Raw genomic sequence first — 26,251 nt, 5'->3', positions numbered from 1 at the left:
CCTCATCATTTCAATTGAAAAGAGCTTAGTCTTTAAGGAAGTCCGGCACGTGGGCAGAGCCGTCATCGCCGCCGCCCTTGTGGCCATCATCACGGCCACCGCGACGACCGCCACCACGGCCACGACCGCCGCCGCGATCATTCCTCGGACCACGGCGATCGCCACGATCACCGCGAGGCTTGCTTTCGCGTGGAGGACGTGTGTCTTCCAGCTCTTCACCGGTTTCCTGGTCGACGACACGCATCGACAAGCGAACCTTGCCACGCTGGTCGATCTCGAGGACCTTGACCTTTACTTCCTGGCCTTCTGAAACAACGTCAGTTGGCTTCTCGACGCGCTCGTTCTTCATTTCGCTGACATGGACGAGACCGTCCTTGCCACCCATGAAGTTCACGAATGCACCGAAGTCAACGATGTTGACGACCTTGCCGGTGTAGATCTTGCCGACTTCAGCCTCTTCAACGATGCCTTCGATCCACTTGCGCGCGGCTTCGATTTCATCGGCATTTGAAGAGCTGATCTTGATCACGCCTTCATCGTCGATGTCGACCTTTGCGCCGGTTTCAGCAACGATTTCACGGATAACCTTGCCGCCCGTGCCGATAATGTCACGGATCTTCGACTTGTCGATCTGCATGGTTTCGATGCGCGGAGCGTGCTTGGAAACGCCTGTACGCGCTGAGCCAAGAGCTTTCGCCATTTCACCAAGGATGTGCGTGCGGCCGGCTTTCGCCTGCTCCAGCGCCTTGGCCATGATTTCCTGCGTGATGCCGGCAACCTTGATGTCCATCTGCATGGTGGTGATACCTGCTTCTGAACCGGCAACCTTGAAGTCCATGTCACCCAGGTGATCTTCGTCACCCAGAATGTCTGACAGAACAGCAAAGTCCTCGCCTTCAAGGATCAGGCCCATCGCAATACCAGATACAGGACGTTCGATCGGAACGCCTGCGTCCATCATCGACAGACAGCCACCGCAAACGGTCGCCATCGAGCTCGAGCCGTTGGACTCGGTGATGTCTGAGAGCACGCGGATGGTGTAGGGGAAGTCTTCATGGTTGGGCAGCACAGGGTGCAGCGCGCGCCATGCGAGCTTACCGTGGCCGGTTTCGCGTCGACCGGTAAAGCCAAAGCGACCCACTTCGCCAACCGAATAGGGCGGGAAGTTATAGTGCAGCATGAAGTGGTTGTAAGAGAGACCCTCGAGACCGTCGATCATCTGCTCGGCATCTTTGGTGCCCAGCGTGGTGGTGCAGATTGCCTGCGTTTCACCGCGCGTAAACAGCGCTGAACCGTGTGTGCGTGGCAGCAAGCCAACCATAGCTTCGATCGGGCGAACCTGATCAAGCTTACGGCCGTCGATACGAGTGCCATCCTTGATGATGGCGCCGCGAACGATTTCTGCCTCCAGCTTCTTCACTGCCTTGTTGGCAACCAGCTGCGTTTGCGCTTCTTCGTCAGCGAAAGCTTCCTTCGCCTTAGCACGTGCTTCATTGAGCGCGTCCGAACGGGCCGACTTGTCAGTCAGCTTGTAAGCGGCTGCGATATCGTCACCAACGATGCCGCGCAGCTTTTCCTTGATCGCTGCGGTATCGTCCGATGTGTCGATAACCCATGGTTCCTTGGCAGCCTGTTCAGCCAGATCGATGATCGCGCCGATAACCTTGCGGCTCTCTTCATGCGCGAACATAACTGCGCCGAGCATTTCTTCCTCGGTCAGTTCCTTCGCTTCGGATTCAACCATCATCACAGCATCTTGTGTTGCTGCAACGACCAGGTCCAAACGGCCTTCGTCGTCGAGCGCAGTCTGCAGGCTCGGGTTGAGTTCGTATTCGCCATTGCGGAAACCGACGCGCGCTGCACCGATCGGGCCCATGAATGGAACGCCCGAGATGGTCAGTGCGGCCGAAGCTGCGATCATCGCAACAATGTCCGGTTCGGTTTCGCCATCATAGGACAGAACCTGAGCGATAACATTGATTTCGTTGTAGAAACCTTCAGGGAAAAGCGGGCGAACCGGGCGGTCGATCAGACGGCTGGTCAGCGTTTCTTTTTCCGTTGCGCGGCCTTCGCGCTTGAAGAAGCCGCCCGGGATACGGCCGGCTGCAGAGAATTTTTCCTGATAGTGAACAGTGAGCGGGAAGAAGTCTTGCCCTTCACGAACACTTTTTGCGGCGGTTACAGCGCAGAGCACTACGGTTTCGCCATAGGTGGCCAGAACGGCGCCGTCTGCTTGACGGGCAATCTGACCGGTTTCGAGAGTGAGGGTTTTTCCGCCCCATTCAATCGACACGGTTTTCTTATCAAACATGTATTTTCCTTTTGAACCCGCGGGGCCTTATTGCCGCGCGGGGCCTACAAATCCCGGGAAATCCGCCCCGGTGCGGTGTGGGACGTTTATCTGCCCCCGGGCCAGCAACCGGATGTTGCTCGGCTCCTTATGCAAGAAGCGGCCCGAAAGGGGGCCGCTTCGAGAAATTCTTACTTACGAAGACCCAGCTTCGCGATCAAAGCGTTATAGCGCTCTACGTCTTTCTTCTTGAGATAGGCGAGCAGGCTGCGACGCTTGTTGACCATCTGCAGAAGACCACGGCGTGAGTGGTTGTCCTTGTGGTGGCCTTTGAAATGCTCGGTCAGGTTGCGGATACGCTGCGTGAGGATCGCTACCTGTACTTCCGGGCTACCCGTGTCACCTTTGTCGCGGGCATTTTCTTCGATAATCTTCGTTTTCGTTGCGGCATCAACCGACATAATAATTCTCTCTTACTCAGCGACATCGGGTAGGTTAAAGCCCCTGACGACTTTCGCCGTCCCATCCTCAATTTCCATCAACGCTACCGGCACATCGTCCAGCATCGCACAATAGAGCCCGGATGGTTGGGGCAGTTCAGACAGGACCCGGCCCTGACGGACCGCCTGCCCACTTGTCTGATCGAGAATGAGAGCCGGGATGTCGTCCAGCCCCACCTCGAGCGGCAGGAGTAGGTCTTGAAGGCTCGCGCCATTAGCGATTTCGTTGAGTTTGTCCAGCGAAATCGCCTGACTTTCAAGGAAGGGGCCTGCCTTTACACGCCGCAGATAAGTCACGTGACCAAAGGTCCCAAGCGCGCGCGCGATATCGCGTACCAGAGAACGGATATAGGTCCCTTTGGAAACATGCGCGATGAGAGTGACGCTTTCAGCCAATTCGAGTGGCGCGGAAGGATCATAGGGATCAGGCCGGCCGCGTGATGTTGCAAAAGCGGAATCAAGTTCAGACCCCGACTGATATGAGGATGCCATCTCCAGCGAGTGGATCGTTACCAACCGCGTTTTGATCTCTACCGTTTCTCCAGCTCGCGCCCGGGCATAGGCGCGTTTACCGTCCACCTTTACCGCTGAATAGGCAGGCGGCACTTGCTCGATTTCCCCTGTGAAATGTTCAAGGATCGCAGCCACGGCGGCCATTGGTGGTCGCCTGCCCGAGCGGTCAACAACTTTGCCCTCCGTATCGAGCGTGTCTGTCTCTTCACCGAACCGGATCGTAAATTCATAGATCTTGTCGCTATCCAGCATGCGTCCAGCCAGTTTGGTCGCCTCGCCCAGTGCTATTGGCAAAACCCCTTCGGCAAGCGGATCAAGCGTGCCACCGTGGCCAACCTTGGTCTTGGCATATCCACCTTCGCGCAGATTGCGCTTCACGGCAGCGACAGCCTGCGTCGAGCCGAGCCCACGCGGTTTGTCGAGGATCAGCCAGCCGGAAACCGGATGCTCGCGCGGATCAGCCACCAGCCACCACCGTCGCAATGTCGAGATATTGTTTGAGCGCCCAGTTCACAGGCGGTCCAATCGTGTTCTCCAGCACGCCCCATTCCGGGGCAAACCATGTCAGCGCGACCAGACCAAAAAACAAAGCCATCCCGTAAGGTCTCAGCTTGCGATAGCTGCGCGCCAACGAAGGTGGCAGCAGCCCTTCAGCTATATGCGAACCATCGAACGGCGGGATTGGCAACAGGTTGAAAACGCCCAAGAACACATTGATCAGGATGAAATAGAACATGCCGCTTTGCAGCAGCAGCGTTTCACCTGCCCCGTCCGCAATCAGCGACATGCCGCCACCAGTGCTTGTGATCTGAGCTCCAGCAGGGAGGAATAGCCCCAAGGCGATTGCGCCAATCAACGCCAGTACAAAATTCGAACCCGGCCCCGCAGCTGCCACCGCCATCATGCCATAGCGCGGATTGTCGAGCCGATCCTGCCGCACTGGAACAGGTTTGGCCCAGCCGAACACAGGAGCCCCCGCCAGCGCCAATGCGCCTGGCACCAGCAAAGTACCAACAGGGTCGACATGGCGAAGCGGGTTAAGACTTAAACGTTGCGCGTCGCGCGCGGTCGTATCGCCGAGCAGCAACGCGGAATATCCATGCGCGACCTCGTGGAACACGATCGCGACGATCAGGCAAGGGATCAGCACCAGCGCCATTGTGAGAGTATCTGTCATTTATTGAAGATAGTGGCGGGCAGGTCAACTCGCCAGTGCCTCTGAAAAGTGCTTGCGGCAGAGCGCAACATAGCGGTCATTGCCGCCTATCTCCGTTTGCTCGCCTTGCTTGACCGCTTTGCCGCTTTCATCGACGCGCAGGTTCATTGTCGCTTTGCGCCCGCAATCACAGATTGCTTTTAGTTCAACGAGCGAATCCGCAATACCCAGCAATGCCGCAGAGCCAGGAAATAGCTTGCCCTGGAAGTCAGTGCGCAACCCATAGCAAAGCACCGGCGTACCGGTCTCATCCGCCAACCTGGCGCATTGCCACACTTGCTTCTCGGTCAAAAACTGCGCTTCATCGATCAACACGCAATCGACGCGACCTTGGGAGTGCTCTTCCAACACATGCTCAAGGATATCTGTATCGCTTGTAAAGCGGTTGGCATCGCTAGAGAGACCAATGCGGCTGCTGATCGCACCAAAGCCCGACCGGTCATCGATCGCTGCGGTCCAGCAGGAAACGCGCATACCACGCTCGCCATAATTGAATGCGGCCTGGAGCAAGGTCGTGCTCTTCCCTGCATTCATGCTGGCATAGTAGAAATAGAGCTTGGCCATACGCCGCGTGCCTTTGCAGATTGACAATACCTGCACGTCTTGCAGCCGTTCTACCGCTGCGCAAGCGCGCGCAAGAAGTTTTCGGAAACAAAAATGGGGTTTTGCGGATTAAGCTGTAAGACAGGCGCAAGACGCAATGATATTGTACAAACCAATTCGCTAGAATTTGAGGGGTTGTCACAAAATGGCTGAAGCAAGCGCACCTGCGCAAAGCGGCATTCTGGGATGGATCGAACGCACGGGCAACAAATTGCCCGATCCGGTATTCCTGTTCTTCTATCTGATCGCAGGGCTGGTTGTCGTGTCGATCGTAGCCGCACTGACAGGCGTTTCGGCACTTCACCCGACGGAAATCGACCAAACAACCGGCAGCGCTCTGGTTATTGAATCGGTCAGCTTGCTGAGCGCAGACAATATTCAGCGCTTGTGGGTCGAAATGCCCAAGACATTCACACACTTCCACCCGCTGGGATATGTTCTGGTGGTCATGCTTGGTGCCGGTGTGGCGGAACGTTCCGGCTTTTTCGCCGCCGGCATGGCCAAGGCGGTAAAGAGCGCGCCAAAGGCGCTGCTGACCCCGGTTGTGGCGCTGGTCGCCATGCTCGGCAACCACGCGGCTGATGCTGGCTATGTTGTACTGATCCCGCTCGCCGGTATTCTGTTCGCAGCAGCCGGGCGGCATCCTCTGGCAGGGATTGCAGCGGCATTCGCAGGCGTTTCAGGCGGTTTCTCGGCCAACATCTCACCGGGGCAACTCGACGCATTGCTGTTCGGGATCACCGAAGAAGCTGTTGCCGCGAGCTCGCTTGACCCGGCATGGACCGCCAATATTGCGGGCAATTGGTACTTTATCAGCGCGATGACGGTGCTGTTCCTGCCGATCATCTGGTACGTGACCGACAAGATTATCGAGCCACGCCTTGGCCCTTGGGTCGGCAATGTAGCGGCCGAGTTCGAGGACGGCACTAGCCCAGACCCCACGCAGCACGATGGAGAGCTCGCCTCAAAGGGCCTGCGTCATGCTGGCCTCGCGGCTCTGTTTGTCGTGGGCCTTTGGCTGCTGATGGTGTTCGCGCCGGGCACGCCGCTGATCAATGAAGCCGCGTGTCTGGCAGAGGATGGTGCACCGATCCCTGACTGCTCGATCCACAGCGAACTCAGACCGCTCTACCAATCGCTAGTGGCGGCATTCTTCCTGCTGTTTCTGCTGACCGGCTGGGCCTATGGTCGAGCAGCCGGAGTGATCACAAATCACCGCGATCTCGTAAACATGATGGCGGAGAGCATGAAAGACATGGGCTATTATCTGGTCCTTGCCTTCGCGGCCTCACACTTTGTGGCAATGTTCGAATGGTCCAACCTCGGCTTGATCTCGGCGGTTCATGGAGCCAGCGCGATTCAGGCAACGGGCCTGCCTTTGCCGATCGTATTGGGTCTGATGGTAATCTTCGCTGGTTTGCTGAACCTGTTTGTTGGCTCGGCCAGCGCGAAATGGGCGCTGCTTGCACCGATCCTGGTGCCGATGCTCATGCTGCTTGGTATCAGCCCTGAGGGTGCAACGGCCGCCTATCGAGTGGGCGACAGCGCAACCAACATCATCACTCCGTTGATGGTATATTTCCCGCTGATCCTGGTCTTCGCGCAGCGCTGGCAAAAGGATTTCGGTCTTGGAAGCCTGACCGCGATGATGATGCCATATTCGGTGTGGCTGCTAATCTCCGGCACATTGCTGATCGTGATCTGGTTCTATCTCGGTATTCCACTCGGCCCGGATGCACCGGTCACCTATGTGCTGCCAGGTAGCGGCAGCTGATCGGGCAAAGGCTGGTTAAGGGAACAGACATGAGAGCGGAGCATAGTGATCAAATGTCCTGGCTCCGCTCCATAACTCTCCTGCTCGCAGCAGCCCTGCTCGGCGCGGCAATGCCTGCAGGCCAGATGTATAGGGTAGATGCCGTTGCCAGCAATCTGTCCGCCAAGGTCCCCTTCCTTGGCCTTGGCAGCAAGACCGCCGGTTTTCCCGATGTGGCCGGAACAATCCAGCTGGACCGCAGTCGTCCGCAAGACATCGCTCTGGATGTGACCATCGACGCGACCAAGCTGACTGCGAGCGATGATTTGACACTCAGCCGCTTAAAGGGTGAGCGGTTTTTTTGGGTGGAGCGTTATCCGACGGTGCGCTTTGTGGGCCGCGAAATTACTATGACCAATGCCACACAGGGCACTGTCGAAGGCGACTTAACCGTGCGCGGAGTGACTAAGCCAGTTACATTGGGTGTCACGTTCAGCAAGTCGCCGGCCGAAATCGCGCCACGCGAAGCAATCACGCTGACGGGCAAAACGCGCATCAACCGTTATGAATTCGCGATGACGTCATATCGCTTGATCGTGGGCAAGCATGTCGAAATCGAGCTGACCGCTCGGATGGTGCCGCAAGGCTAGGCCCGAGCGCCAGACCTCAAAGCTCGAGCAGCCAATGCTCGCTTATCTCTTCCTTGCCGAATTCGGTCTGCACTTCTGTAGACGTGACCTTGTATCCCTCTGCGGCGTAGATCTTTCGCGCACTTCCAAGCACCTGATGTGTCCAAAGCACGATACGTTTGTACCCGGCATCGCGGGCGAATTCGGTACATTGGCGCACAAGGGCCGATCCTACCCCTAGCCCGCGCGCTTCGGGTTCGACATAGAGCATGCGCAGGCGAGCGGTCTCGTGATCTTCACTTGCAACAAAAACGGATCCCAGCATGCGTCCGCCCCGCTCCGCGATCCAGCATTGCTCCTTCCCGGGTTTGAAGTGGCGCAAATAGGTTGCGCAAATTTCCATCATCAACGCTTCGAGTTTATCGCCCCAGCCCCAATGTTCGCGATAGAGGATGGCTTGCCGTGCGCAGAAATGCCCCAGATCGCCGGGACGAAATTCTCGCAAGAACCACTCGAACTGATTGTTGCCAAACAACAAATCGCTCGCCTCACTGAGCGCGTTGGTAAGGCGATTTGCGCCATCTTCACCAAGCGGAGCCAAAAGTTTCTTAGTCTCAGCCAAAGTAACGGCATCAAGATCTTGATAACGTTGCTCTCCATTCAAAGTCAGCGAAAGCGGGCGCTCACGCGCATCCTCGCCTCTGCCGCGCTCAATCCATCCATGCTTCTCGAGCTTCGCAACCGTTCGGCTGAGATAGCCCGGATCAAGATTTAGCACCTTCGCGATATCGCGGGCGAGCACAGGCTGTCGCTCACGAATCTCGTAGGCCACGCGCGCTTCGATCAGCGACAACTCACCGCCCATATAACGCGGCTCCAATAAGCCCATCAGTTGAGAGAATTGTCGATTGAACGCACGAATAGCGGGCACGGCTTCTTGGATCGCGACAGTCATTCAGACGGCATCGCGATATTAGTTGTCAAAGTCAACTATAATTCAGTTGGATTTATTCGCCCTCGCCCAGATCGCGCGCCACCTTGGGATCGCGCAACAGCTTTTCGATACGGTCCGCTTCGTCAAAACTCTCATCGGCGCGAAACTTCAGCTTGGGAGCGAATTTGAGGCCCAGCCGCTTGGCAACTTCACGCTGCAGGAACGCTGTGTTCTGTTGCAACGCCTTCACAACCACCGCTTCTTCCAACCCAAGGAGCGGCTTCACATAGGCGGTCGCGTTGCGCAGATCTGGTGTCATGCGAACTTCAGTCACTGATATGTTTGCTGCACTGACGACATCGTCATGCACTTCCTGCCGTGCGAGCAGTTCGGAAAGAATATGCCGCAAGCGCTCTGACACCTTCAGGACGCGGACAGAGTGTTGTTCAGGTGTAAATTGCTGGCGAGCCATTATCCCATCCCCGTTTCGGTTGGCGTCGGGCGCATGGTCGGGATTGCAGTAGATGTCGCGCGGGCAAGCAATTGCCCCTCTTCGGTTTGCAATTCGCCTTCAAGAAAGATCACTCGCCGCCCGCCGCGCACCACGCGGCCCTTGCCGATGATCGTCGCGCCCTCTGGCAAGAGCCCCAGCAGTTGCATCGAAATTTCCAGATTGAGCGGAGCTTGCTCGCCGCCGGTCATCGCTACGTAGGCATAGCCCATCACATCATCGAGATAACCCGCAACAAGCCCGCCTTGCACGCCCCCTCGCCAGGTGGTCATCTCTCGCTTCACAGTGAAGCGCATGGTTGCTGTCGCGGTTTCTTCATCGAAACCAACAAACTCGGAACCAAGCAGCGAGCTATGCGGAGAATCCGCACCATCTGCAGGGTAGAATTGCTGATCGCTCATCGGGTTGTGCCCACCAGGCCTGCTGAGGGCGAACGCTGACCTATGTGGATCCTGTTCACCCTCTAGCTCCTTTAACCAACTTCGAGCGTCCGCTCACGCTCCTCGACTTCGAAGACTTCAAGCTGGTCACCCGCCTGAACGTCGTTCGTATCTTCGAGCACGACACCGCACTCGAGCCCTGCGCGGACTTCATCGACATCGTCCTTGAACCGACGCAGCGAAGCGATAGTCGTCGCCGAAACGATAACATCTTCGCGGGTAAGGCGCGCGAACAGGCCTTTGCGAATGACGCCTTCTTCGACCAGCAAACCGGCCGCCTTGTCGCGCTTGCCTGACTTGAAGACCTGCTTGACTTCGGCACGGCCGACCACGGTTTCGATCCGCTCTGGACCCAGCTCGCCAGCCATTTCCTTCGCGACTTCCTCTGTCAGGTGGTAGATGACATCGTAATACATCATCCGCACGCCATCGCGCTTCAACATTTCGCGCGCCTTGGCATTCGGACGTACGTTAAAGCCAATGATTGGCGCGTTAGAAGCTGCAGCCAATGTGACATCGCTTTCGGTGATTGCGCCTACACCTGCATTCAGCACGCGCACCTTGATCTCGTCATTAGAGATATTGTGCAACGCTGTGACGATGGCTTCGACCGAACCCTGGACGTCCGCCTTTACCAGAACCGGCCATTCGATGACGTTCGACTGAAGGTTGTTGAACATCGTATCGAAGTTGGTCGGAGCAAGCGCTGTTCGCTTCTCTGTCGCTTTTTCCTGACGATACTGGGCAACTTCGCGGGCGCGCTGATCATTCTCGACAACTGTCAGAATGTCACCAGCTCCCGGCACACCGTCGAGGCCAAGGACCTCGACTGGCATGGAGGGGCCAGCTTCCTTGATCTGCTTGCCTTGATCATTGACTATCGCACGCACCTTACCGCTTTGTGTACCAACAACGAATGTGTCGCCACGCTTCAGCGTACCGCGTGTGATGATCACCGTTGCGACCGGGCCGCGGCCCTTGTCGAGCTGCGCTTCGATCACAGTGGCTTCAGCGTCGCGGTCCGGGCGAGCTTTCAATTCAAGCAATTCTGCCTGCAGCTCGATCTTCTCGACCAGCTCATCCAGATTGGTCTTTTCCTTAGCCGAGATCTCGACGTCCTGCACGTCACCTGACATCGCTTCCACGATCACTTCGTGTTCGAGCAAGCGCGACCGGATATTGTTCGGATCGGCTTCCGGCTTGTCGCATTTATTGATCGCAACGATCATCGGGACGCCAGCCGCCTTGGTGTGCTTGATCGCCTCAATCGTCTGGGGCATCACACCATCATCGGCAGCAACGACCAACACCACAATATCCGTCACATTCGCACCGCGCTGGCGCATCTCTGTGAAGGCGGCGTGTCCCGGCGTATCGAGGAAGGTGATCTTTCCGCCCGACTTGGTGTCGATCTGATAGCTGCCGATATGCTGCGTGATCCCGCCAGCTTCGCCTTTGGTCACATTCGTTCCGCGAAGGGCATCGAGCAGCGAGGTCTTCCCGTGATCGACATGGCCCATGATCGTGACCACCGGAGGACGCGGTTTCAACGTTTCTTCCGGATCGACATCCTTTTCCGTCGTAATATCGACGTCGGCTTCAGACACCTTCTGGATATTGTGACCGAACTGTTCGACAAGCAGTTCAGCGGTATCCTGATCAATCGTCTGGTTGACGGTGACCATCATGTCCAGATTGAACAGTTCCTTGACAAGGTCAGCACCCTTTTCGCCCATCCGCTTGGCCAATTCGCCAACGGTGATCGCTTCAGGAACAACAACATCGCGAACCTGCTTCTCGCGCGGACGATTGTCGCCCCCGCCTTGTAACCTGCGCTCTTTCTCACGCGCACGTTTGAGCGCCGCGAGCGAACGTGCCCGGCGGCCTTCGTCTTCATTCAGCGCTTTAGTGACAGTCAGTTTGCCAGAGCGGCGCTTGTCTTTGCCGCCAGCGCCTCGTTTGGGCTTTTCTTCACGCTTTTTCTCAGGGCGCTTGGGCTCAGGGCGAGCAACAGGCGTAAACTTGCGTGCTGCCGGTGTTGGAGTGCTCTCGTCCGCAACAACAGAAGCATCGGCGGCTTCTTCGACATCTTTTGTCTCAGCCTCGGCAGCCGCCTTGGCTTCTTCGGCCGCACGCTTCTCTGCTTCTTCCTCAGCCTTGCGGTTTTCTTCCGCACGCTTTTTCTCGCCGGCCTTGGATTCCTTGGCCTTCTTGTCGTCACGCTTGCGCGCTTCTTCAAGTGATTGCAGGCGCGCCTCTTCCGCTTCGCGCGCCAGACGGGCAGCCATTTCCTGAGGCGTTTCCTTAGGCGCGGCCGGCTTCTTCGGTGCAGCCTTCTTGGCGACCGGCGCAGGTGTCGGCTCTGGTTCGGGCGCAGGTGCAGGCGCCGGCGCTGGTGTTTCACCCGGCTTCAACAGCTTGCGGCGGCGCTTGACCTCGACCGCAACCTTGTTGGTGCGGCCATGGCTAAAGGTCTGCTTGACCTCTCCAGGCTGCGCACCCTTCAGGGTCAGCGGTTTACGGGCAGGTTTTTTTTCTTCGTCGCTCATCTAGCTATTGCGTCCTTCACACATTCAATTCTTCGTCCTGGCGACCCGGAGAGGCCCGATCGCCATCAGTTTCGGAAGGCAAAGTGCCCTCCAGATATTGCAGCAGCCGCGCCAAAGCCCCTTCGACCCGTCCCGCTGCAGCGCCATTGCAAAGCGCTAGGTGGACGACATTCTCGCGGCCCAATGCCACAGACAAAGCCGCCCGGTCTAGTGGCAACACGGTTCCCCGTTCGCCGCTACCTTCTGCATCGCGCCCCACGCGCCATGCCTGATCAAGTTTCTTGCGCCCGTCTTCGCTGGCATCCGAAGCATGCAAGAGCAATTCCGCGCGCCCGCTTCGCGCCTGTTCATCGATCCGTGACGTGCCAAGCACAACATTTCCGGCGCGCAGCTCAAGGCCCAAACGATCCAACAACGCCTTTGTCAGAGCATGTTGCACCAGATCAGGCAAGTCAGCGGGAAGTTCCAGCTTAGCGCCTTTGAACGCACGCGCCAGAGCGCCTTTGAGCTGGCCCTTGGCAAGCGCGGTTTCAAGCTCAGGGCGCGAAACACCGATCCACGCGCCGCGCCCGGGGGCCTTCGCGTGTGGATCGGGCAGAACGAGCCCGTCGGGAGATATCGCCAATCGCAACAAGCTGTCACGCGGTGCGTGTGCACCGGTCAAAATGCATCTGCGCTCTGGCCCTGGATTCGCCGTCTTTGTTGCGCAAGCTTCGCCGCGCATCGATTTACGATGCCGCGGCTTCTTAGCGATGTCGGAGCTTACGCGCTCATTGGGTGGAGTCCGCATCGGCGGCCTCCTGCGTGTCGGGGGCTGCGGCAGTTGCCGGAGCTTCCTCTTCATCTTCAAACCAGTGTGCGCGCGCGGCCATGATGATCTCATTGCCTTGCTCTTCGGTTAGACCGTATTCGCCCAACACGCCGCCTTTGTCCTGCTCACGGACCGACGGACGACGCATCGGAGGGCCATCCGCATTGTTGCGACGGCGCGGCGCTTCACGCTTCTTCGCGATCAGTTCGTCAGTTGCCAAGTCTGCCAGATCGTCGAGCGTCTTGATGCCCGCTTTGCCGAGTGTCACCAGCATAAACTCAGAGAGATGCGGAATTTCTGCCAGATCATCTTCCACGCCAAGCTCTCGGCGTTCTGTTCGCGCAGCTTCTTCGTGGCGTTCCAGCGCTTCCTTGGCGCGGTTTTGCAGTTCCTCGCCCAGCTCTTCATCAAAGCCTTCGATTGATGCCAGTTCGGCGAGTTCGACATATGCGACTTCGTCCAGCTCCGCGAAACCTTCGGCAACCAACAGCTGAGAGAGAGTTTCATCGACGTCGAGTTCTTCTTCGAACATCTTCGAACGCTCAGCAAATTCCTTGCTGCGCTTTTCTGAAGCCTCTTCCTCGGTCATGATGTCAATCTGGTGACCCGTGAGCTGGCTAGCGAGGCGCACATTCTGACCGCGGCGACCGATGGCGAGCGAAAGCTGATCATCGGGCACGACAACTTCGATGCGGCCTTCCTCTTCGTCCAGAACCACGCGGGACACCGTTGCAGGCTGCAAGGCGTTCACGACAAACGTCGCTGTGTCTTCCGACCACGGAATAATGTCGATCTTTTCGCCCTGCAGTTCCTGGACAACGGCCTGAACGCGGCTGCCTTTCATACCAACGCAGGCGCCAACCGGATCGATCGAGCTGTCGTGGCTGATCACACCGATCTTGGCGCGGCTGCCCGGATCGCGCGCAGCTGCCTTGATCTCGATAATGCCATCGTAGATTTCAGGTACTTCCTGCGCGAATAGTTTGCGCATGAAGTCAGGGTGGGCGCGACTGAGGAAAATCTGTTGGCCGCGATTGTTGCGTTCAACCTTGGTAATGATCGCGCGGATGCGCTCACCCACACGGGCCGCTTCACGCGGAATCTGTTGGTCGCGACGGATAACGCCTTCTGCGCGGCCAAGGTTCACGATCACGTGACCAAACTCAACCGACTTGATCACCCCGGTGATCACTTCGTTTGCGCGGTCCTTGAACTCTTCATACTGGCGCTCACGCTCGGCATCGCGAACCTTCTGGAAGATCACTTGTTTGGCGCTCTGCGCGTCAATGCGGCCCAGGTCGACCGGCGGCAGCGGATCAACGATGAAGTCACCGATCTTGGCATCATCCTGAAGCTTCTGAGCCGCTTTCAGATCAACCTGCTTGAAGTAATCTTCGACTTCTTCAACCACTTCAACCACACGCCAAAGGCGCAAATCGCCGGTTTGCGGGTCAAGCTTAGCGCGAATATCGTTTTCCGCACCATAGCGGTTGCGTGCGCTTTTCTGGATCGCTTCTTCCATCGCTTCGATAACGATCGTCTTGTCGATCATCTTTTCCGAAGCGACCGCATTCGCAATCGCAAGCAGTTCAGCTTTATTCGCAGAAATTGCCGTGGCCATCAGTCTTGAGCCTCTTCTTCTTCAACTATGTCTTCAGCGCCGCTCGTATCGAGCGGCTGGGTGGCGGCGATCAACTCGTCGGTCAAGACAAGCTTCGCTGAATGAACCATTTCGAGCGGGTAGGAAACCTCTCCCGCCTTCTTGTCATCGATAGTGACTGTGTCACCTTCGATACCTTTCAGGATACCGCGCAAATTGCGCTGGCCATCCCAATCCTTGGTCAATGAGACCTTGGCTTCGTGCCCGGTCCAATTGGCGTAATCCTTGGCCCGGGTCAGAGGGCGGTCGATACCTGGCGAGCTGACCTCCAGGTGATACGCACCTTCGATCAGGGTTTCGCCGGCCTCTTCGCACTCGTCCATCTTGGCAGACACCGCGCGCGACAGAGCCGCGCATTGTTCAATGATCAGCTGTCCCGTCGCCGGGTCCTCCGCCATGATCTGAAGCGCTTGTGCGCCATCGCCGGCTTCCGATGGCATCATCTTCACGCGCACGAGATCAAAGCCGAGGGATTTCGCCTCGGGTTCGATAATCTCAATAAGGCGCGCTACATTCGCCATCTGTGCTCCAATTGGTCATCAACTTGCCGACAATAGATGATTGGGGCCGGCCCCTTGCGGCGCCAGCATCACAACTTTGTATCGACAATGTCGGGATGAGAAGCAGATAGGCGCGGGTTGCCCGCATTGCAAGCGGCAAACGATATGGCGGCTCAAAAAATAAAAGGGGCCAGCCCTACGGCCAGCCCCCTCAGGTACCGAACCTTGGAATGAGAAATTAGTGGTGTTCAGCATCGTGATGGTGATCGCCGCCCTGCGGACCTTCACCGATGGCCCAGGTGACATGCGTCACTACAAGCGCGCCATCCATCTCGCGGACGAAAACGTTGGGACGACCATCGCCATCATAGTCGGTCGGGCGCCCCCAGTCCTTTGGGGTATTTCCCAGACCAAACTTCTTGCCTTTACCGCCGCCTTTACCGCCGCCATTGCCACCGCCCTTTCCAGGCTTTCCGCCGCCGCCGTCACCGGTGTCTCCGCCTTCACTATGCGCATAGATCAGCGCCAACTGTTCGTAGTCATGCGCATCGGGGCCTTCATTGCCCGCCGGCTGGCTGGTATACTCCATGCACGATGTGGTCACATCCGTGCTGAAATTCTCGTTCTGGTGACCAAGCCCATAGTCATGACCGATCTACTGACACGTCACCAATTGGCGCCAGGTGTCGTTGTTGTAGCGATCCTGATTGAAATAGTAATCGTTGAGCAGCGTTGCCCCGCCAGTGATGTGACCGCTGGAGATAGTAATGCGGGCAAGACCGAGCCAGCCGACAGAACCGTAGTCATCATTGCAGACATTGATCTCGTCGCGCACGATCGCGCAAGCGGGATCGGCATTCCCTCGAACCAATGGCGCTTCGATATATGGCGAAACATTCCAGTCAGCGACCGCAATCCCCGTATGGTTGCGCTGGGCCCAGATGCCGGTGGTATTGTCTATTACGGGAACCGTGATCTCATTGCTGGTCCGGACCCAGTGATAAGTGCTCCAGGAATGGTTTGCCAACAGCGGAGACCCCGCTGCCATCGCGCATATCGCGGCAGTTGCGGTTGCAAATCTCTTGCTCAATTTCATGTTCGCCAAGCCCCCAATCAGTCACGCCCGATCCGGCGCAAATCGGATTTGCCCCGTGAAAGGCAAAAGCCCGCTTAAGCAGTTTGATTATCAATTAGCTCTAACCGAGCTTAACCATCTTCGCTCTGCTCTTGCATTAACCCGTGCTTCTTGATGCAATGACGTAACTGATCATAAGTCAGTCCAAGCGCCTTTGCGGTCTGGCGTTGGTTCCAGCGGTGCTTGCCTAATGCGTGCTCGACTATCGAGCGCTCGTGCGCATCCACCGCGGCGCGCAGATCATCGACATTCTCCAGATCGGCGGCGGCAGGAGATTGAGGTGCCATTCCATCCGACGACACCTTCGCAGGCGCTGCCATAGGGCTGCCCGGTTTGCGGTGGCTTGGCACAAACGGCTTCCACGGACTATCGAAAGGATCAAACTGGACATGCGCAATCGCTTCGCGCCAATTGTCCCAGCGATAAACCGCGCGTTCAACCACATTGCGAAGCTCGCGGACGTTGCCCGGCCAGGCATATTCATCAAGTTCCCGTCGAACGTGATCAGCAAATCCTGGCCACGCATCCCACTGCAATTCGGCCGCCATGCGCCGCCCGAAGTAATCTGCCAGAACATCCACATCGCCTTCGCGCACACGGAGCGGAGGCAAAGTAATCACTTCAAAGCTCAGACGGTCCAGCAAGTCAGCGCGAAACTCGCCTTGCTCCGCCAGTGCGGGCAGATTGTCATTTGTGGCTGCAACAATCCGAACATCGACGCGAACTGGACGCGACGATCCAATGCGCGTTACTTCGCCATATTCAACCGCGCGCAGCAGCCGCTCTTGCGCGCCCATCGACAAAGTGCCCAGTTCGTCGAGAAATAGGGTACCTTTGTGGGCTTCCTCAAACCTTCCGACCCGCGCTTTGGTAGCCCCTGTGAAAGCCCCCGCTTCGTGGCCGAAAAGCTCGGCTTCGATCAGCGTCTCTGGCAATGCGGCGCAGTTCATGGTGACGAGCGGCTCGCCCCATCTTGGTGACAAGCGGTGGAGGCGCTCTGCGATGAGCTCTTTGCCGGTGCCGCGTTCGCCTATTACGAGAACGGGACGATCCATCGGTGCCGCACGCGAGGCGCGCTCTACCGCGTCGAGAAAGGCGCCAGATTGGCCAATAAATTGATTTTCGCGTTCCAATTTCGGTCTCTTGACCAACCTATAGTGAAAATTCCCAATCTTTGGCAAGAGAAACCAAACAGTGACTTCGAACAATTACTCAAACCATTGTTTTATATATATTTTACAAGTTTGGCACAGCCCTTGTTACTTACTGAACATACCGCAAGGGAGTTTAGAAAAATGTTCAATCGCGAATTCATCCAGAGCAAGCTTGGCAAGGCTTCTGTCGCCAGTATTGCAGCGATAACTTTGTTCGTCGCGCTTAGCACGCAAATGCATATCGCACCTGCAGTCTCAGCAACTCCGGTTGCTTCGGGTCTGCTGGTCGAGATGGCATGACCAAGCCTGACAATAATACCCCCTTTGGGCCGGAGAGCTCTGTCCCCCCCGCGAGCAAACCTGCCGGCGCGCATTCCAGTCGCAGCGCCGCTTCTCCGGCCCAATCTCTTTCCCCTGAGCGTCCGAAACGTCGCTCGCGGCTTGATGCAGAAATCGAACGCCTGCGCCAGAGCCCAACCCCCACTCAGAGCACTGGGCGTTCGAACACTGAAGAGAATTTTTTCAACGGAGCAGCCTTCATGGGCATTTTCAGCCGTACCCGCGATATCATCGCAGCTAACTTTACAGATATGCTGGACAAGGCAGACGACCCAGCGAAGATGATCCGCATGATCATCCTCGAAATGGAGGAAACGCTGGTCGAAGTTCGCGCCAGCGCGGCGCGCACTATAGCTGATCAAAAGGAAATGCACCGCCACGTGGTGAATCTGGACCGGCTGCAAGCTGACTGGGGCGAGAAGGCACAGTTGGCGCTGAGCAAGGATCGCGAGGATCTTGCTCGAGCAGCTTTGGTCGAGAAGAAGAAAGCCGCCGATATGGGCGACCAGCTGCGCCAGGAAATCGGCGTATTGGATGACGCGCTTCGGGCCTACGAAGAAGATATTCAGAAATTGCAGCATCGCCTGCGCGAAGCCCGCAGCCGCCAGACCGCAATTGCTGCTCGTCTCGAAAGCGCTGAGAACCGCGTGAAGCTGCGCACGGTTATGAGCACTGAACGCACAGACGAAGCCATCTCGCGCTTCGACCAGTTGGAGCGCCGGGTCGATTATGCCGAAGGCCGCGCCGAAGCGCTGAGCATTGCTGATCAGTCCGGTACGCCAAGCCTGTCGGATGAGATCGCAGCGCTCGCAGGCGCGGACGCGATCGATGATGAATTGGAACAGATGAAGAAAGCGCTGGGCAAAGACAGCGCTGACAAGAAAGGGGCTTAAGCCGTGGATCCGGAATTTGTAATTTTACCAATGGTTCTTATCGGCCTGCCGTGGCTGATTCTGCACTACGTCACCAAGTGGAAGACCTCCGCGACGATCACCACCGATGATGAAGTGCTCCTGGACGAACTCTATCAGCTTGCCCGCAGGCTGGATGACCGGATGGATACGGTCGAACGCCTGGTTGCGAGCGACAACCCTGAATTCCAGCCCAAGCGCCTTCAAGCCAATCTGGAAGCTGACAATCAGCAGTTGCGCGAACTGGACCGTCTGATCGCCGAGAAGAAAGGAACCGCCAAGTGAATAGCCCCCGCACAACCCTTTACCGCGACAAGCACAACGCGAAGCTGATGGGCGTTTGCTCCGGCATCGCTGACTACACCGGGGTCAACGCGCTGTGGGTGCGTCTGGGTTTCCTTGTTTTGCTCTTCACTGTCGCACCTATCTTGCTTCCGGCTTATTTCATTGCCGGCATGCTACTCAGCAAGAAGCCGCCGCACCTTTATGTCGACAAGGAAGAACAACAGTACTGGCAGCGCGTACGGCAGAGCCCGAAGCGCACCGCGCGCGAAATCCGCGCACGCTTCCGCGATGTGGATCGCCGCCTGGCTGAGGTCGAGCATCACTACGTCAGCAGCAATCCGCGGCTAACCGCTGAGATCGAGCGCCTGCGCTAAGACCAAAAGGGCAGGAACACGACAATGGGTGAGTTAATTCCAATAGTCGCGATTATATTCGGTTGCACCATCCCGATGGTCGCGATCTGGGCAAAGCACAAAGAGAAAGTGGCTCAGATGCAAATCAGCACGACTGCGGAACATACCGCTGAAAAATCGGCACAATATGCCAGTCAAGTGCAACGCCTTGAAGATCGTGTCCAAGTGCTTGAGCGCATTGCAACTGACGGCAAGCAGGATCTGGCGCTGCAGATCGAAAGCCTGCGCGATTTGCAAGAAATCGACGATCTGACTGCCGATACAACGAACAACAGGGAGGCCGTTCGATGAGCTGGGCAACCGCCGTTGTTCTGATTGTGCTGATCAGTGCAGTTGCAGGGGTAATGCGCTCTCGCAATCGCAATAGCGGCCGCCCGAACGGGCAAAGCGAAACCAATGCAATTGCGCGCGATGAAGAGGTGCAACGCGAGATCGAAAACCTGCGTGAACGCGTGAAAGTACTTGAAAGAATTACAGTGGATGGCCGCGAAGCGCGCGCCATCGCAGACGAAATCGAAAGCTTGCGCAGCAAGCCGGATAAACAGGACGGATAGGGCCACAAGTTTACGGAGGATATGAGGGAATGTTTGAGCCAACAATAATCATTGCCGCAGCATCTATAGTCGGCTTGTGTGTCGTAGCATTTGCATTGCTAAAGGCCTGGCATGGCTGGCTTGCGCTGAAGCAGCGAGAGCTCGACAGCGCCTCTGGTGAAATCGAAGGGGGTGTAGGCAATAGCGCAGCACGGATTGAGATTGCGGACCTTAAAGAACGCATCAAAAAGCTGGAAGCGATCGCCAGCGGGGTGGATTTGTGAGCCAAAGCGCTTAGATGCGCTATCATGCGATACCTTGATGACATACGCGAAGAATATGATTTTCTCGAAGGCGATGAGCGCTATCGTCTGCTGATCGAGCTGGGCCGTGAGCTGGACCCGATGCCCGATGCCCTCAAAACCAATGCTACACTGGTGCGAGGCTGCTCTGCCAGCGTCTGGGTCTATCCCACTGACAACGGCGGCAAACTGCACTTCCTGGCTGACAGCAATGCTGCGATTACCAAAGGCATCGTCGCGCTGGTGATTTCAGCTGTGCAGGACAAACCAGCCCATGAAGTCGCAGCTATGGACGTAACCGCCATGCTTGCGCCGTTCGATCTTAAGAACCAGCTTTCCTCCAACCGCACACAAGGCGTGCCCAACATGATCGCGCTGGTCCGCGAACATGCCGCGCGGCTTGCCGATGCCTGACCCGGAGATTTGACATGCGCCCGCTTTATGCAGCGGGGGGGATCATCGCAGTGGGTCTGGCGGCGGTCGGAGCATTCCTGCCGATCATGCCGACAGTGCCGTTTCTGCTTGTGGCCGTATTCTGCTTTGCGCGCAGCAACCCTGCGTGGGAGCAGAAGATCCTCGATCACCCGCATTGGGGGCCACAGGTTCTCGATTGGCGAGAGCGGCGCACGATAAATCGTCGCGCCAAATATATGGCAATTGGCGCAATGAGCGTCGGCGCGATCTTCACATGGTATGCTCTGGGCGATCCGTGGCATTGGGTTTCGATTGCTATTCTTGTGACTGCAGGCGGTTGGATCTGGACTCGCAATGAGTAAGCGCGTCGTTCTTTTCGGAGCGAGCGGCACAATAGGCAAAGCCGTTGCGAAAGAGCTGCTTCGATGCGGATACGAAATAGTCTGCGCGCTGCGCAGCACCAGCGATGTCCCAGACGACCTCTCTGGATGCCGAATCAGGTCTGGAGATCTCGTGGATGTGTTTGGGACCGAGAAATTCGATGTTGCGATCTCATGCATTGCATCGCGTACAGGCGTGCCTGAGGATGCATGGGCCGTGGATTACCAAGCAAACAGTGACATACTGAAGGCTGCGCAGACACACGACGTAAGACATTTCATACTGGTGTCTGCAATCTGTGTGCAAAAGCCCAAACTGGCTTTTCAGCACGCTAAACTCGCCTTTGAAAAAGAACTAATCGAAAGCGGCCTTACCTACTCCATTGTGCGCCCCACGGCTTTCTTCAAATCGCTGTCTGGTCAGGTCGAGCGCGTGAGATCAGGTAAACCCTACCTGCTTTTCAGCAATGGCGAGCTAACGCGGTGCAAGCCGATCAGTGATAGCGATCTGGCGCGCTATATCGTCGGCTGCATCGATGATCCGGCGCGACACGATCGCATGCTGCCCATCGGCGGACCCGGCCCCGCGATCACGCCATTGGAACAAGGCGAAGAGTTGTTTCGATTGACGGGATGCAAACCACGCTATCGCCGCATGCCCATTGTGCTGATGAATGCAATCATCGGCGCGCTCAGCCTAGTGGGCCTAGTATCAAAGCGCGCAGCCGCAAAGGCTGAATATGCCAAGATCGGCCGCTATTACGCCACGGAAAGCATGCTGGTTTGGGATGAAAAACAGCGACGATACGATGCGGACGCCACGCCCGAATTCGGTCGTGAAACGCTATTCGATTATTATGAAGAGCTCGTCCGTGCGTCCTAACTCAAATCAGCTTCGCGGACCTTGGCAATACCGGCTGTGCGCTGTTCTTTCAGTTCCGCCTTCAACTTTACTGGATCACGCGCGAAGACAAATCCGAAGCTGACCCCACCTTCCTTGCCGATTGTGGCGTGGTGTAACTTGTGCGCCTGCACGAGCCGTTTGGCATAGCCTTTCTTAGGCACCCAGCGGAAATAACGTTGATGCACGAGCCCGTCGTGAACCAGTGTGTAGATCACGCCATAAAGCGTGATTCCCAGCGCAAACCACCATAGCGTATCCGAATAGAGCGCACCGTAGATATACATTACCGCGTTGATTGTGCCGAAGACGACAGCGAACAGATCATTCTTTTCCAGAGTATTGTCATGCGGCTCATGATGGTCACGATGCCATGCCCAGCCCCAGCCGTGCATGATGTATTTGTGCGCATACCAGGCAAAGAATTCCATACCGATCAGCGCGGCAAGGACGATTGCGATGATTTCCCACCAGCTCATGCGGCTACTCCTGCACGCCGCGCGCCAGGCAATGCCCACCAGGGGACATCGGGGCGACGGTGATGCTCCAGATGATAGCCGAAATGGAAACAGCTGGCGAGGCTTGCAAGCGTGCTGAAATTGTCAGAGCGCGCATTGTGCCCGTCAGCGAACGCTCCCTCGCCATGCCGATGTGGGCGATAGGTGCCGAAATAAAATAGCTGAAGTGAGGATAGCAGCGCTGGCGCCCCATACAGCAGGAATATCTGCATAAACGGTATGTCAAACACGAACAGATAAATGCCGACCACGGTGTTGACGTAAATCAGTGATTGCCAGCCGAAATACCGCCTGAAGAAGGTCCAGTACCATGCCCAGAATTGTGTCGGGTGCGCGGTGTCGAAATCGGGATCGCCGTCCTCACCGGTGTGCTTGTGATGCGCGAAATGTGCATCGCGTATCTTTCGCCAGGCAAAGCCCGCATAGAGGAACAACAGGATTGCACCGATTCCGGAGTTTGTACTTTTCCAGCCCGGTGCAAGCGAACCATGCATCGCATCGTGACACACGATAAAGACCCCGACCGATAGCCAACATTGCAGTGCGGCCATCAGCAGCACTTGCGGCCATGCGTTCCAGCTCAGTTCAAAAACAAACATCGCATAGAAATGAATGCCCAGCCAGCTGCCAGCGATAAGTGCGCCCAGGACAAGGCCGAACATACGCTGAGAATTGCGCGAAGGGAGAGATACCGGATACGACACGATAGGCGCCGTATAGGGCATTACACTTCAGGAAAAAAGAACTCACGCAAGTGATCGCCAATCTTGGCCGGGCGCAAGGTCTTCGCATCGATGCAGCACCAGCTTGATTGCACTTCAGCCAGCACTTCCTCGCCGCGGCTGATCACAGTCTTGTAGAACGCCCGTGCGCCCTGAAAATGCTCCAGCACAGTTTGCGCAATCACATCATCCTCGCGGAACGCTGGTTTGCGATAGGTGATCTCGTGCTTGAGCGCGACCCATGCCTTGCTCGCCACATCATCGGCAGGTGCCAGCTTGTTCCAATGCGCTAACACAGCATCTTGCACCCAGTTGAGATAGCGGGCGTTGTTCACATGCCCCATGAAGTCGATATCTTCCGGGAGGACTTTGATCGGAAATCTAAATGGCGTTGCTGACATCTGTGTAAGTTAAGCACGAATAGATTGCTTTTCCATGACTGAAGCAATCGTGGTCTCTAATCAGCTTGCCAGTGTTGCGCGAAGGCCGCTAATCCGGTCTGATCAGAGGATAACCCAATGGCCAGCAAACCCCGCACATTATACGAAAAGATCTGGGATACCCACGTTGTCGAGACACGCGATGATGGAACATCGCTGATCTATATCGACCGGCATCTGGTGCATGAAGTCACCAGCCCGCAAGCGTTTGAAGCGCTGCGACTGCAGGGACGCAAAGTGCGCCGACCTGATCTGACGCTGGCTGTGCCGGACCACAACCTGCCCACTACGCCGCGGGTCGATGCAGGCGGTAAGCGCATTCCCATCGCTGATCCTATGAGCGCGCAACAGCTTGAGGCTCTTGAAGCCAATGCACCCGCATTCGGCATCCGTTACATCGATGCCACGGCCGCTGCTCAGGGAATTGTGCATGTTGTCGGGCCGGAACAAGGCTTCTCTCTGCCCGGCACAACCATTGTTTGCGGCGACTCGCACACCGCCAGCCACGGCGGGATTGGCGCGCTGGCCTTTGGCATCGGCACCAGCGAAGTCGAACATGTTCTGGCGACGCAAACGCTGCAGCTGAAGCGCTCCAAATCGATGGAGGTGCGGGTTGAAGGCGAACTTGGCGAAGGGGTGACCGCGAAGGACTTGATCCTGCATATCATCGGCACAATCGGCGCAGCCGGTGGCACAGGCTACGTGATCGAATATCGCGGTCCTGTGTTCGAACAAATGAGTGTCGAAGAGCGCCTGACCGTCTGCAATATGAGCATTGAAGCGGGTGCGCGCGCTGGCTTGATTGCGCCGGATGAAACTGTGTTCCGCTATCTCAAAGGCCGCCCTCTTGCACCCAAGGGCGATGAATGGGACGAAGCGGTCGCTTACTGGAAAACGCTGCATAGCGATGAAGGGGCGAGTTTCGACAAGTCGGTCACTATCGATGCGCGCGACATTGAACCTACGGTAACCTGGGGCACCAGCCCCGAAGACACTGTCGCGATTGGCGGCGTAGTGCCTGATCCCGCCAGTTTTGCTGACCCGTCGAAGCAGCAAGCAGCAGCCAAGAGCCTGGAGTATATGGGACTTACGCCGGGGCAGCGCATCGAGGATATTGCGGTCGAGAATATCTTCATTGGCAGCTGCACCAACAGCCGGATCGAGGATCTGCGCGCTGCCGCCCACATCCTCCAAGGCCGCAAGAAGGCAGACAACGTTAAATGGGCCATAGTTGTGCCGGGATCTGGCCTCGTAAAAGCCATGGCGGAAGACGAAGGTCTGGACCGGATTTTCAAGGATGCAGGATTTGAATGGCGCGAACCGGGCTGCTCAGCGTGCCTGGGCATGAACCCGGACAAAGTACCGCCGGGCGAACGATGTGCGTCGACCTCCAACCGTAATTTTGTCGGTCGACAAGGCCCGGGGGCCCGCACTCACCTCGTTTCACCAGCGATGGCTGCCGCAGCAGCCGTTGCCGGACACCTCGCCGATGTGCGACAGTTCGCTTGAGTGAATTGCCCAAACATTTAAGGATTGGGTTTCCACCTACGGTAATGTCGGCGTCTGGAAAGGATCAATGAGATGGATGTGATGAAGGGAATTCGGGTCCCCGAACGGCTCTATAAGGGCGTCCTTTGGCTCGTTTCGATTGTGTTCGCCGCATTCCTGGTCGGTTTCGGCAATCTGATCATTGGCGATCTTCCTCAAGTCGAAACCCGTGTTGAGCGTAGCGATTTCGTTGAGACACCTGAAGTTATTCAACTTCGCAGCGAGATGCGTGCAATCAATGATGATCGCGCAACGGTCAGCGACCGGCTTGATCTTCTGCGTATCCAGCAACGACAAGCCGAGTCGGAAACTGCATCTGCAAAACAGACGTTCGAAGCCTGGATACAAACACGCAGAGCAACAACCGATCCCACTCAGGATCCAGAGGTCATTCGCCGAACCAGAGAGCTGGAACAGCTCCAGCAGAATGAACGCTCTGTAGGCAATTCGGTCAGCGCACTCGAAACCGAACTGACAGAGCTTGATCAAAGATCGAATGCGGTTTTCGACCGGCTATCCACCGCGGAACTTAGCGGCATTCCCGCATATGAGAGAGCACAATTCTGGCAGGAATTGCGCATCTTTGCTCTAAGATTGCTGATTACGCTGCCGATGCTGGCCTTTGCCGCCTGGCTGGTAGCGAAGCGCCGGAAGGGTGAATACTGGCCAATTTCGCGCGGCTTTGTACTTGCATCAATCTTTGTCTTCTTCGTCGAGCTTGTGCCCTACCTGCCCAGTTATGGTGGCTACGTTCGTTATGGCGTTGGCATAATCCTGACCTTTGCTGCCGGGCACTTCCTCATCAAAAACATGCGCCAATATCTGGCCAAGCGGCAAGAGGTGGAACAAAAGGCTGAGGATGAACGTCGCAAACTTGTGTCACACGATGACGCATTCAAGAAGATGTCTTCCAGCGTGTGTCCCGGATGCGATCGCCCGATTGCGAAAATGGAAGGAATAGAGACCAATTTTTGCGTTCATTGCGGCATGACATTGTTCGACACATGCAGCTCTTGCGACACGCGCAAGATGGCATTTTTCCGCTTTTGTATGAAATGCGGAACAGTTGCACAGGAAGAGCCGAAGGCTGAGTCATCTGCTCAAGCCCCCTCCTAGCTCTACAACCGTTTTCGCGCTTGTTAACTTCAGCCCCCAACGCCAAGAAGAAACTATGACCAAGAAATCCAAAGCCGCCATTGGCGCCGCAGCAATCGGTTCCGCAGCAATCGCCGCTGCGCTTCTTTACGCCAACAAGCGCAAAAAGAAGGAAGAGCCCAAGCCAACGGTTCCGTCAGGCGAAAAGCCCGAGACCGATTGAAAGCGCAGCTCAAAAAGGGAGAGCCGACC

33 protein-coding genes are annotated in these 26,251 nt (G+C 56.7%); 15 read left to right on the top strand and 18 right to left on the bottom strand.

The annotated features are described in order from the left end of the window. Window positions 1-25 precede the first annotated feature (25 nt). From pnp to QZ487_RS04640, 5 genes are all read right to left on the bottom strand, one after another. Window positions 26-2,311: a polyribonucleotide nucleotidyltransferase gene (gene pnp, locus QZ487_RS04660; RefSeq protein ID WP_285976607.1), complete on the bottom strand. Its 2,286-nt coding sequence runs from the start codon at window positions 2,309-2,311 to the stop codon at window positions 26-28. A 170-nt stretch (window positions 2,312-2,481) separates the two neighbouring features. Further along, complete coding sequence (gene rpsO, locus QZ487_RS04655; protein WP_285976606.1) at window positions 2,482-2,751, bottom strand: 30S ribosomal protein S15; 270 nt, start codon at window positions 2,749-2,751, stop codon at window positions 2,482-2,484. 12 nt (window positions 2,752-2,763) lie between these two features. Next, window positions 2,764-3,768 (bottom strand): tRNA pseudouridine(55) synthase TruB, encoded by a 1,005-nt coding sequence (gene truB, locus QZ487_RS04650; protein ID WP_296023537.1) that lies wholly within the window; start codon window positions 3,766-3,768, stop codon window positions 2,764-2,766. Further along, on the bottom strand, window positions 3,761-4,480 hold the full coding sequence (locus QZ487_RS04645) for a site-2 protease family protein (RefSeq protein WP_296023535.1): 720 nt from the start codon (window positions 4,478-4,480) through the stop codon (window positions 3,761-3,763). Before QZ487_RS04645 ends, truB begins: the two co-directional genes overlap by 8 nt. 24 nt (window positions 4,481-4,504) lie before the next feature. Continuing rightward, window positions 4,505-5,083: a thymidine kinase gene (locus tag QZ487_RS04640; RefSeq protein ID WP_296023532.1), complete on the bottom strand. Its 579-nt coding sequence runs from the start codon at window positions 5,081-5,083 to the stop codon at window positions 4,505-4,507. A gap of 184 nt (window positions 5,084-5,267) precedes the next feature. On the opposite strand from QZ487_RS04640, the gene QZ487_RS04635 reads away from it, so the two are divergent. Together QZ487_RS04635 and QZ487_RS04630 are read left to right on the top strand one after the other, a co-directional pair. Beyond that, on the top strand, window positions 5,268-6,896 hold the full coding sequence (locus tag QZ487_RS04635; protein WP_296023530.1) for an AbgT family transporter: 1,629 nt from the start codon (window positions 5,268-5,270) through the stop codon (window positions 6,894-6,896). A gap of 53 nt (window positions 6,897-6,949) precedes the next feature. Next, on the top strand, window positions 6,950-7,525 hold the full coding sequence (locus QZ487_RS04630; RefSeq protein ID WP_285976602.1) for a YceI family protein: 576 nt from the start codon (window positions 6,950-6,952) through the stop codon (window positions 7,523-7,525). A 16-nt stretch (window positions 7,526-7,541) separates the two neighbouring features. On the opposite strand, the gene QZ487_RS04625 is transcribed toward QZ487_RS04630, so the two are convergent. From QZ487_RS04625 to pspF, 10 genes are all read right to left on the bottom strand, one after another. Next, entirely contained in the window at window positions 7,542-8,459 is a 918-nt protein-coding gene (locus tag QZ487_RS04625; RefSeq protein WP_296023527.1) for a bifunctional helix-turn-helix transcriptional regulator/GNAT family N-acetyltransferase, read from the bottom strand. Between the two features lie 52 nt (window positions 8,460-8,511). Beyond that, window positions 8,512-8,910, bottom strand: coding sequence for a 30S ribosome-binding factor RbfA (gene rbfA, locus QZ487_RS04620; protein ID WP_285976600.1), 399 nt, complete (start codon window positions 8,908-8,910; stop codon window positions 8,512-8,514). Then, window positions 8,910-9,350 carry a PaaI family thioesterase gene (locus QZ487_RS04615; RefSeq protein ID WP_296023524.1) on the bottom strand — a complete coding sequence of 147 codons (441 nt, stop codon included), beginning with the start codon at window positions 9,348-9,350 and terminating at the stop codon, window positions 8,910-8,912. The genes rbfA and QZ487_RS04615 overlap by 1 nt, the downstream gene beginning before the upstream one ends. Window positions 9,351-9,421: 71 nt before the next feature. After that, window positions 9,422-11,938 carry a translation initiation factor IF-2 gene (infB, locus tag QZ487_RS04610; protein WP_296023523.1) on the bottom strand — a complete coding sequence of 839 codons (2,517 nt, stop codon included), beginning with the start codon at window positions 11,936-11,938 and terminating at the stop codon, window positions 9,422-9,424. Window positions 11,939-11,954: 16 nt separating this feature from the next. Further along, window positions 11,955-12,728, bottom strand: coding sequence for a DUF448 domain-containing protein (locus QZ487_RS04605; RefSeq protein WP_296023521.1), 774 nt, complete (start codon window positions 12,726-12,728; stop codon window positions 11,955-11,957). Next, window positions 12,709-14,370, bottom strand: a complete 1,662-nt coding sequence (gene nusA / locus QZ487_RS04600) for a transcription termination factor NusA (protein WP_285976596.1) — start codon at window positions 14,368-14,370, stop codon at window positions 12,709-12,711. Before nusA ends, QZ487_RS04605 begins: the two co-directional genes overlap by 20 nt. After that, complete coding sequence (rimP, locus tag QZ487_RS04595) at window positions 14,370-14,930, bottom strand: ribosome maturation protein RimP (protein ID WP_285976595.1); 561 nt, start codon at window positions 14,928-14,930, stop codon at window positions 14,370-14,372. Before rimP ends, nusA begins: the two co-directional genes overlap by 1 nt. Window positions 14,931-15,147: 217 nt before the next feature. Continuing rightward, a complete protein-coding gene (locus QZ487_RS04590) occupies window positions 15,148-15,513 on the bottom strand; it encodes a hypothetical protein (RefSeq protein WP_296023520.1) in 366 nt (121 codons plus the stop codon). Between the two features lie 51 nt (window positions 15,514-15,564). After that, window positions 15,565-15,957: a hypothetical protein gene (locus tag QZ487_RS04585; protein ID WP_296023519.1), complete on the bottom strand. Its 393-nt coding sequence runs from the start codon at window positions 15,955-15,957 to the stop codon at window positions 15,565-15,567. Window positions 15,958-16,115: 158 nt separating this feature from the next. Beyond that, complete coding sequence (pspF, locus tag QZ487_RS04580; protein WP_296023517.1) at window positions 16,116-17,177, bottom strand: phage shock protein operon transcriptional activator; 1,062 nt, start codon at window positions 17,175-17,177, stop codon at window positions 16,116-16,118. A gap of 162 nt (window positions 17,178-17,339) precedes the next feature. On the opposite strand from pspF, the gene QZ487_RS04575 reads away from it, so the two are divergent. From QZ487_RS04575 to QZ487_RS04530, 10 genes are read left to right on the top strand one after another with little or no spacing between them, the layout of a single operon-like run. Then, window positions 17,340-17,498 carry a hypothetical protein gene (locus QZ487_RS04575; protein WP_285976591.1) on the top strand — a complete coding sequence of 53 codons (159 nt, stop codon included), beginning with the start codon at window positions 17,340-17,342 and terminating at the stop codon, window positions 17,496-17,498. Then, entirely contained in the window at window positions 17,495-18,430 is a 936-nt protein-coding gene (gene pspA, locus QZ487_RS04570) for a phage shock protein PspA (protein WP_296023516.1), read from the top strand. Before QZ487_RS04575 ends, pspA begins: the two co-directional genes overlap by 4 nt. Window positions 18,431-18,433: 3 nt before the next feature. After that, complete coding sequence (gene pspB / locus QZ487_RS04565; RefSeq protein ID WP_285976589.1) at window positions 18,434-18,733, top strand: envelope stress response membrane protein PspB; 300 nt, start codon at window positions 18,434-18,436, stop codon at window positions 18,731-18,733. Continuing rightward, a complete protein-coding gene (gene pspC, locus QZ487_RS04560) occupies window positions 18,730-19,107 on the top strand; it encodes an envelope stress response membrane protein PspC (protein ID WP_285976588.1) in 378 nt (125 codons plus the stop codon). The genes pspB and pspC overlap by 4 nt, the downstream gene beginning before the upstream one ends. Window positions 19,108-19,131: 24 nt before the next feature. Beyond that, window positions 19,132-19,437, top strand: coding sequence for a hypothetical protein (locus QZ487_RS04555; protein ID WP_296023514.1), 306 nt, complete (start codon window positions 19,132-19,134; stop codon window positions 19,435-19,437). Then, a complete protein-coding gene (locus QZ487_RS04550; RefSeq protein ID WP_296023513.1) occupies window positions 19,434-19,700 on the top strand; it encodes a hypothetical protein in 267 nt (88 codons plus the stop codon). Before QZ487_RS04555 ends, QZ487_RS04550 begins: the two co-directional genes overlap by 4 nt. A 29-nt stretch (window positions 19,701-19,729) precedes the next feature. Beyond that, complete coding sequence (locus QZ487_RS04545; RefSeq protein ID WP_285976585.1) at window positions 19,730-19,963, top strand: hypothetical protein; 234 nt, start codon at window positions 19,730-19,732, stop codon at window positions 19,961-19,963. 24 nt (window positions 19,964-19,987) lie between these two features. Continuing rightward, window positions 19,988-20,395: a SufE family protein gene (locus QZ487_RS04540; protein WP_285976584.1), complete on the top strand. Its 408-nt coding sequence runs from the start codon at window positions 19,988-19,990 to the stop codon at window positions 20,393-20,395. A 14-nt stretch (window positions 20,396-20,409) separates the two neighbouring features. Continuing rightward, window positions 20,410-20,757 (top strand): YbaN family protein, encoded by a 348-nt coding sequence (locus tag QZ487_RS04535; protein ID WP_285976583.1) that lies wholly within the window; start codon window positions 20,410-20,412, stop codon window positions 20,755-20,757. Continuing rightward, window positions 20,750-21,658 carry an NAD(P)H-binding protein gene (locus QZ487_RS04530; RefSeq protein ID WP_296023511.1) on the top strand — a complete coding sequence of 303 codons (909 nt, stop codon included), beginning with the start codon at window positions 20,750-20,752 and terminating at the stop codon, window positions 21,656-21,658. The genes QZ487_RS04535 and QZ487_RS04530 overlap by 8 nt, the downstream gene beginning before the upstream one ends. On the opposite strand, the gene QZ487_RS04525 is transcribed toward QZ487_RS04530, so the two are convergent. The 3 genes from QZ487_RS04525 to QZ487_RS04515 all read right to left on the bottom strand — a co-directional run bounded on the left by QZ487_RS04525 (window position 21,655) and on the right by QZ487_RS04515 (window position 23,317). Then, window positions 21,655-22,155, bottom strand: a complete 501-nt coding sequence (locus tag QZ487_RS04525; RefSeq protein ID WP_285976581.1) for a sterol desaturase family protein — start codon at window positions 22,153-22,155, stop codon at window positions 21,655-21,657. The two genes, QZ487_RS04530 and QZ487_RS04525, sit on opposite strands and share 4 nt — an antisense overlap. Continuing rightward, the gene (locus QZ487_RS04520; protein WP_285976580.1) at window positions 22,152-22,856 is read right to left on the bottom strand and encodes a fatty acid desaturase; all 705 of its coding nucleotides are present in this window, start codon (window positions 22,854-22,856) and stop codon (window positions 22,152-22,154) included. The genes QZ487_RS04525 and QZ487_RS04520 overlap by 4 nt, the downstream gene beginning before the upstream one ends. Before the next feature lie 62 nt (window positions 22,857-22,918). Beyond that, window positions 22,919-23,317, bottom strand: coding sequence for a thioesterase family protein (locus tag QZ487_RS04515; protein ID WP_296023509.1), 399 nt, complete (start codon window positions 23,315-23,317; stop codon window positions 22,919-22,921). 117 nt (window positions 23,318-23,434) lie between these two features. Here QZ487_RS04515 and leuC point away from each other — a divergent pair, with 117 nt between their 5' ends. From leuC to QZ487_RS04500, 3 genes are all read left to right on the top strand, one after another. Next, entirely contained in the window at window positions 23,435-24,865 is a 1,431-nt protein-coding gene (leuC, locus tag QZ487_RS04510) for a 3-isopropylmalate dehydratase large subunit (RefSeq protein ID WP_285976578.1), read from the top strand. A 72-nt stretch (window positions 24,866-24,937) separates the two neighbouring features. Next, on the top strand, window positions 24,938-26,020 hold the full coding sequence (locus tag QZ487_RS04505; protein ID WP_296023508.1) for a zinc ribbon domain-containing protein: 1,083 nt from the start codon (window positions 24,938-24,940) through the stop codon (window positions 26,018-26,020). A 55-nt stretch (window positions 26,021-26,075) separates the two neighbouring features. Further along, entirely contained in the window at window positions 26,076-26,222 is a 147-nt protein-coding gene (locus tag QZ487_RS04500; protein ID WP_285976576.1) for an isopropylmalate isomerase, read from the top strand. The last annotated feature ends 29 nt before the right edge of the window (window positions 26,223-26,251 follow it).

The sequence above is a fragment of the uncultured Altererythrobacter sp. genome (assembly GCF_913057185.1).
Lineage (GTDB): Bacteria > Pseudomonadota > Alphaproteobacteria > Sphingomonadales > Sphingomonadaceae > Erythrobacter > Erythrobacter rubellus.
Note: the sequence above shows the minus strand (reverse complement) of the source record. Positions and strands in the feature narration are given on the sequence as shown.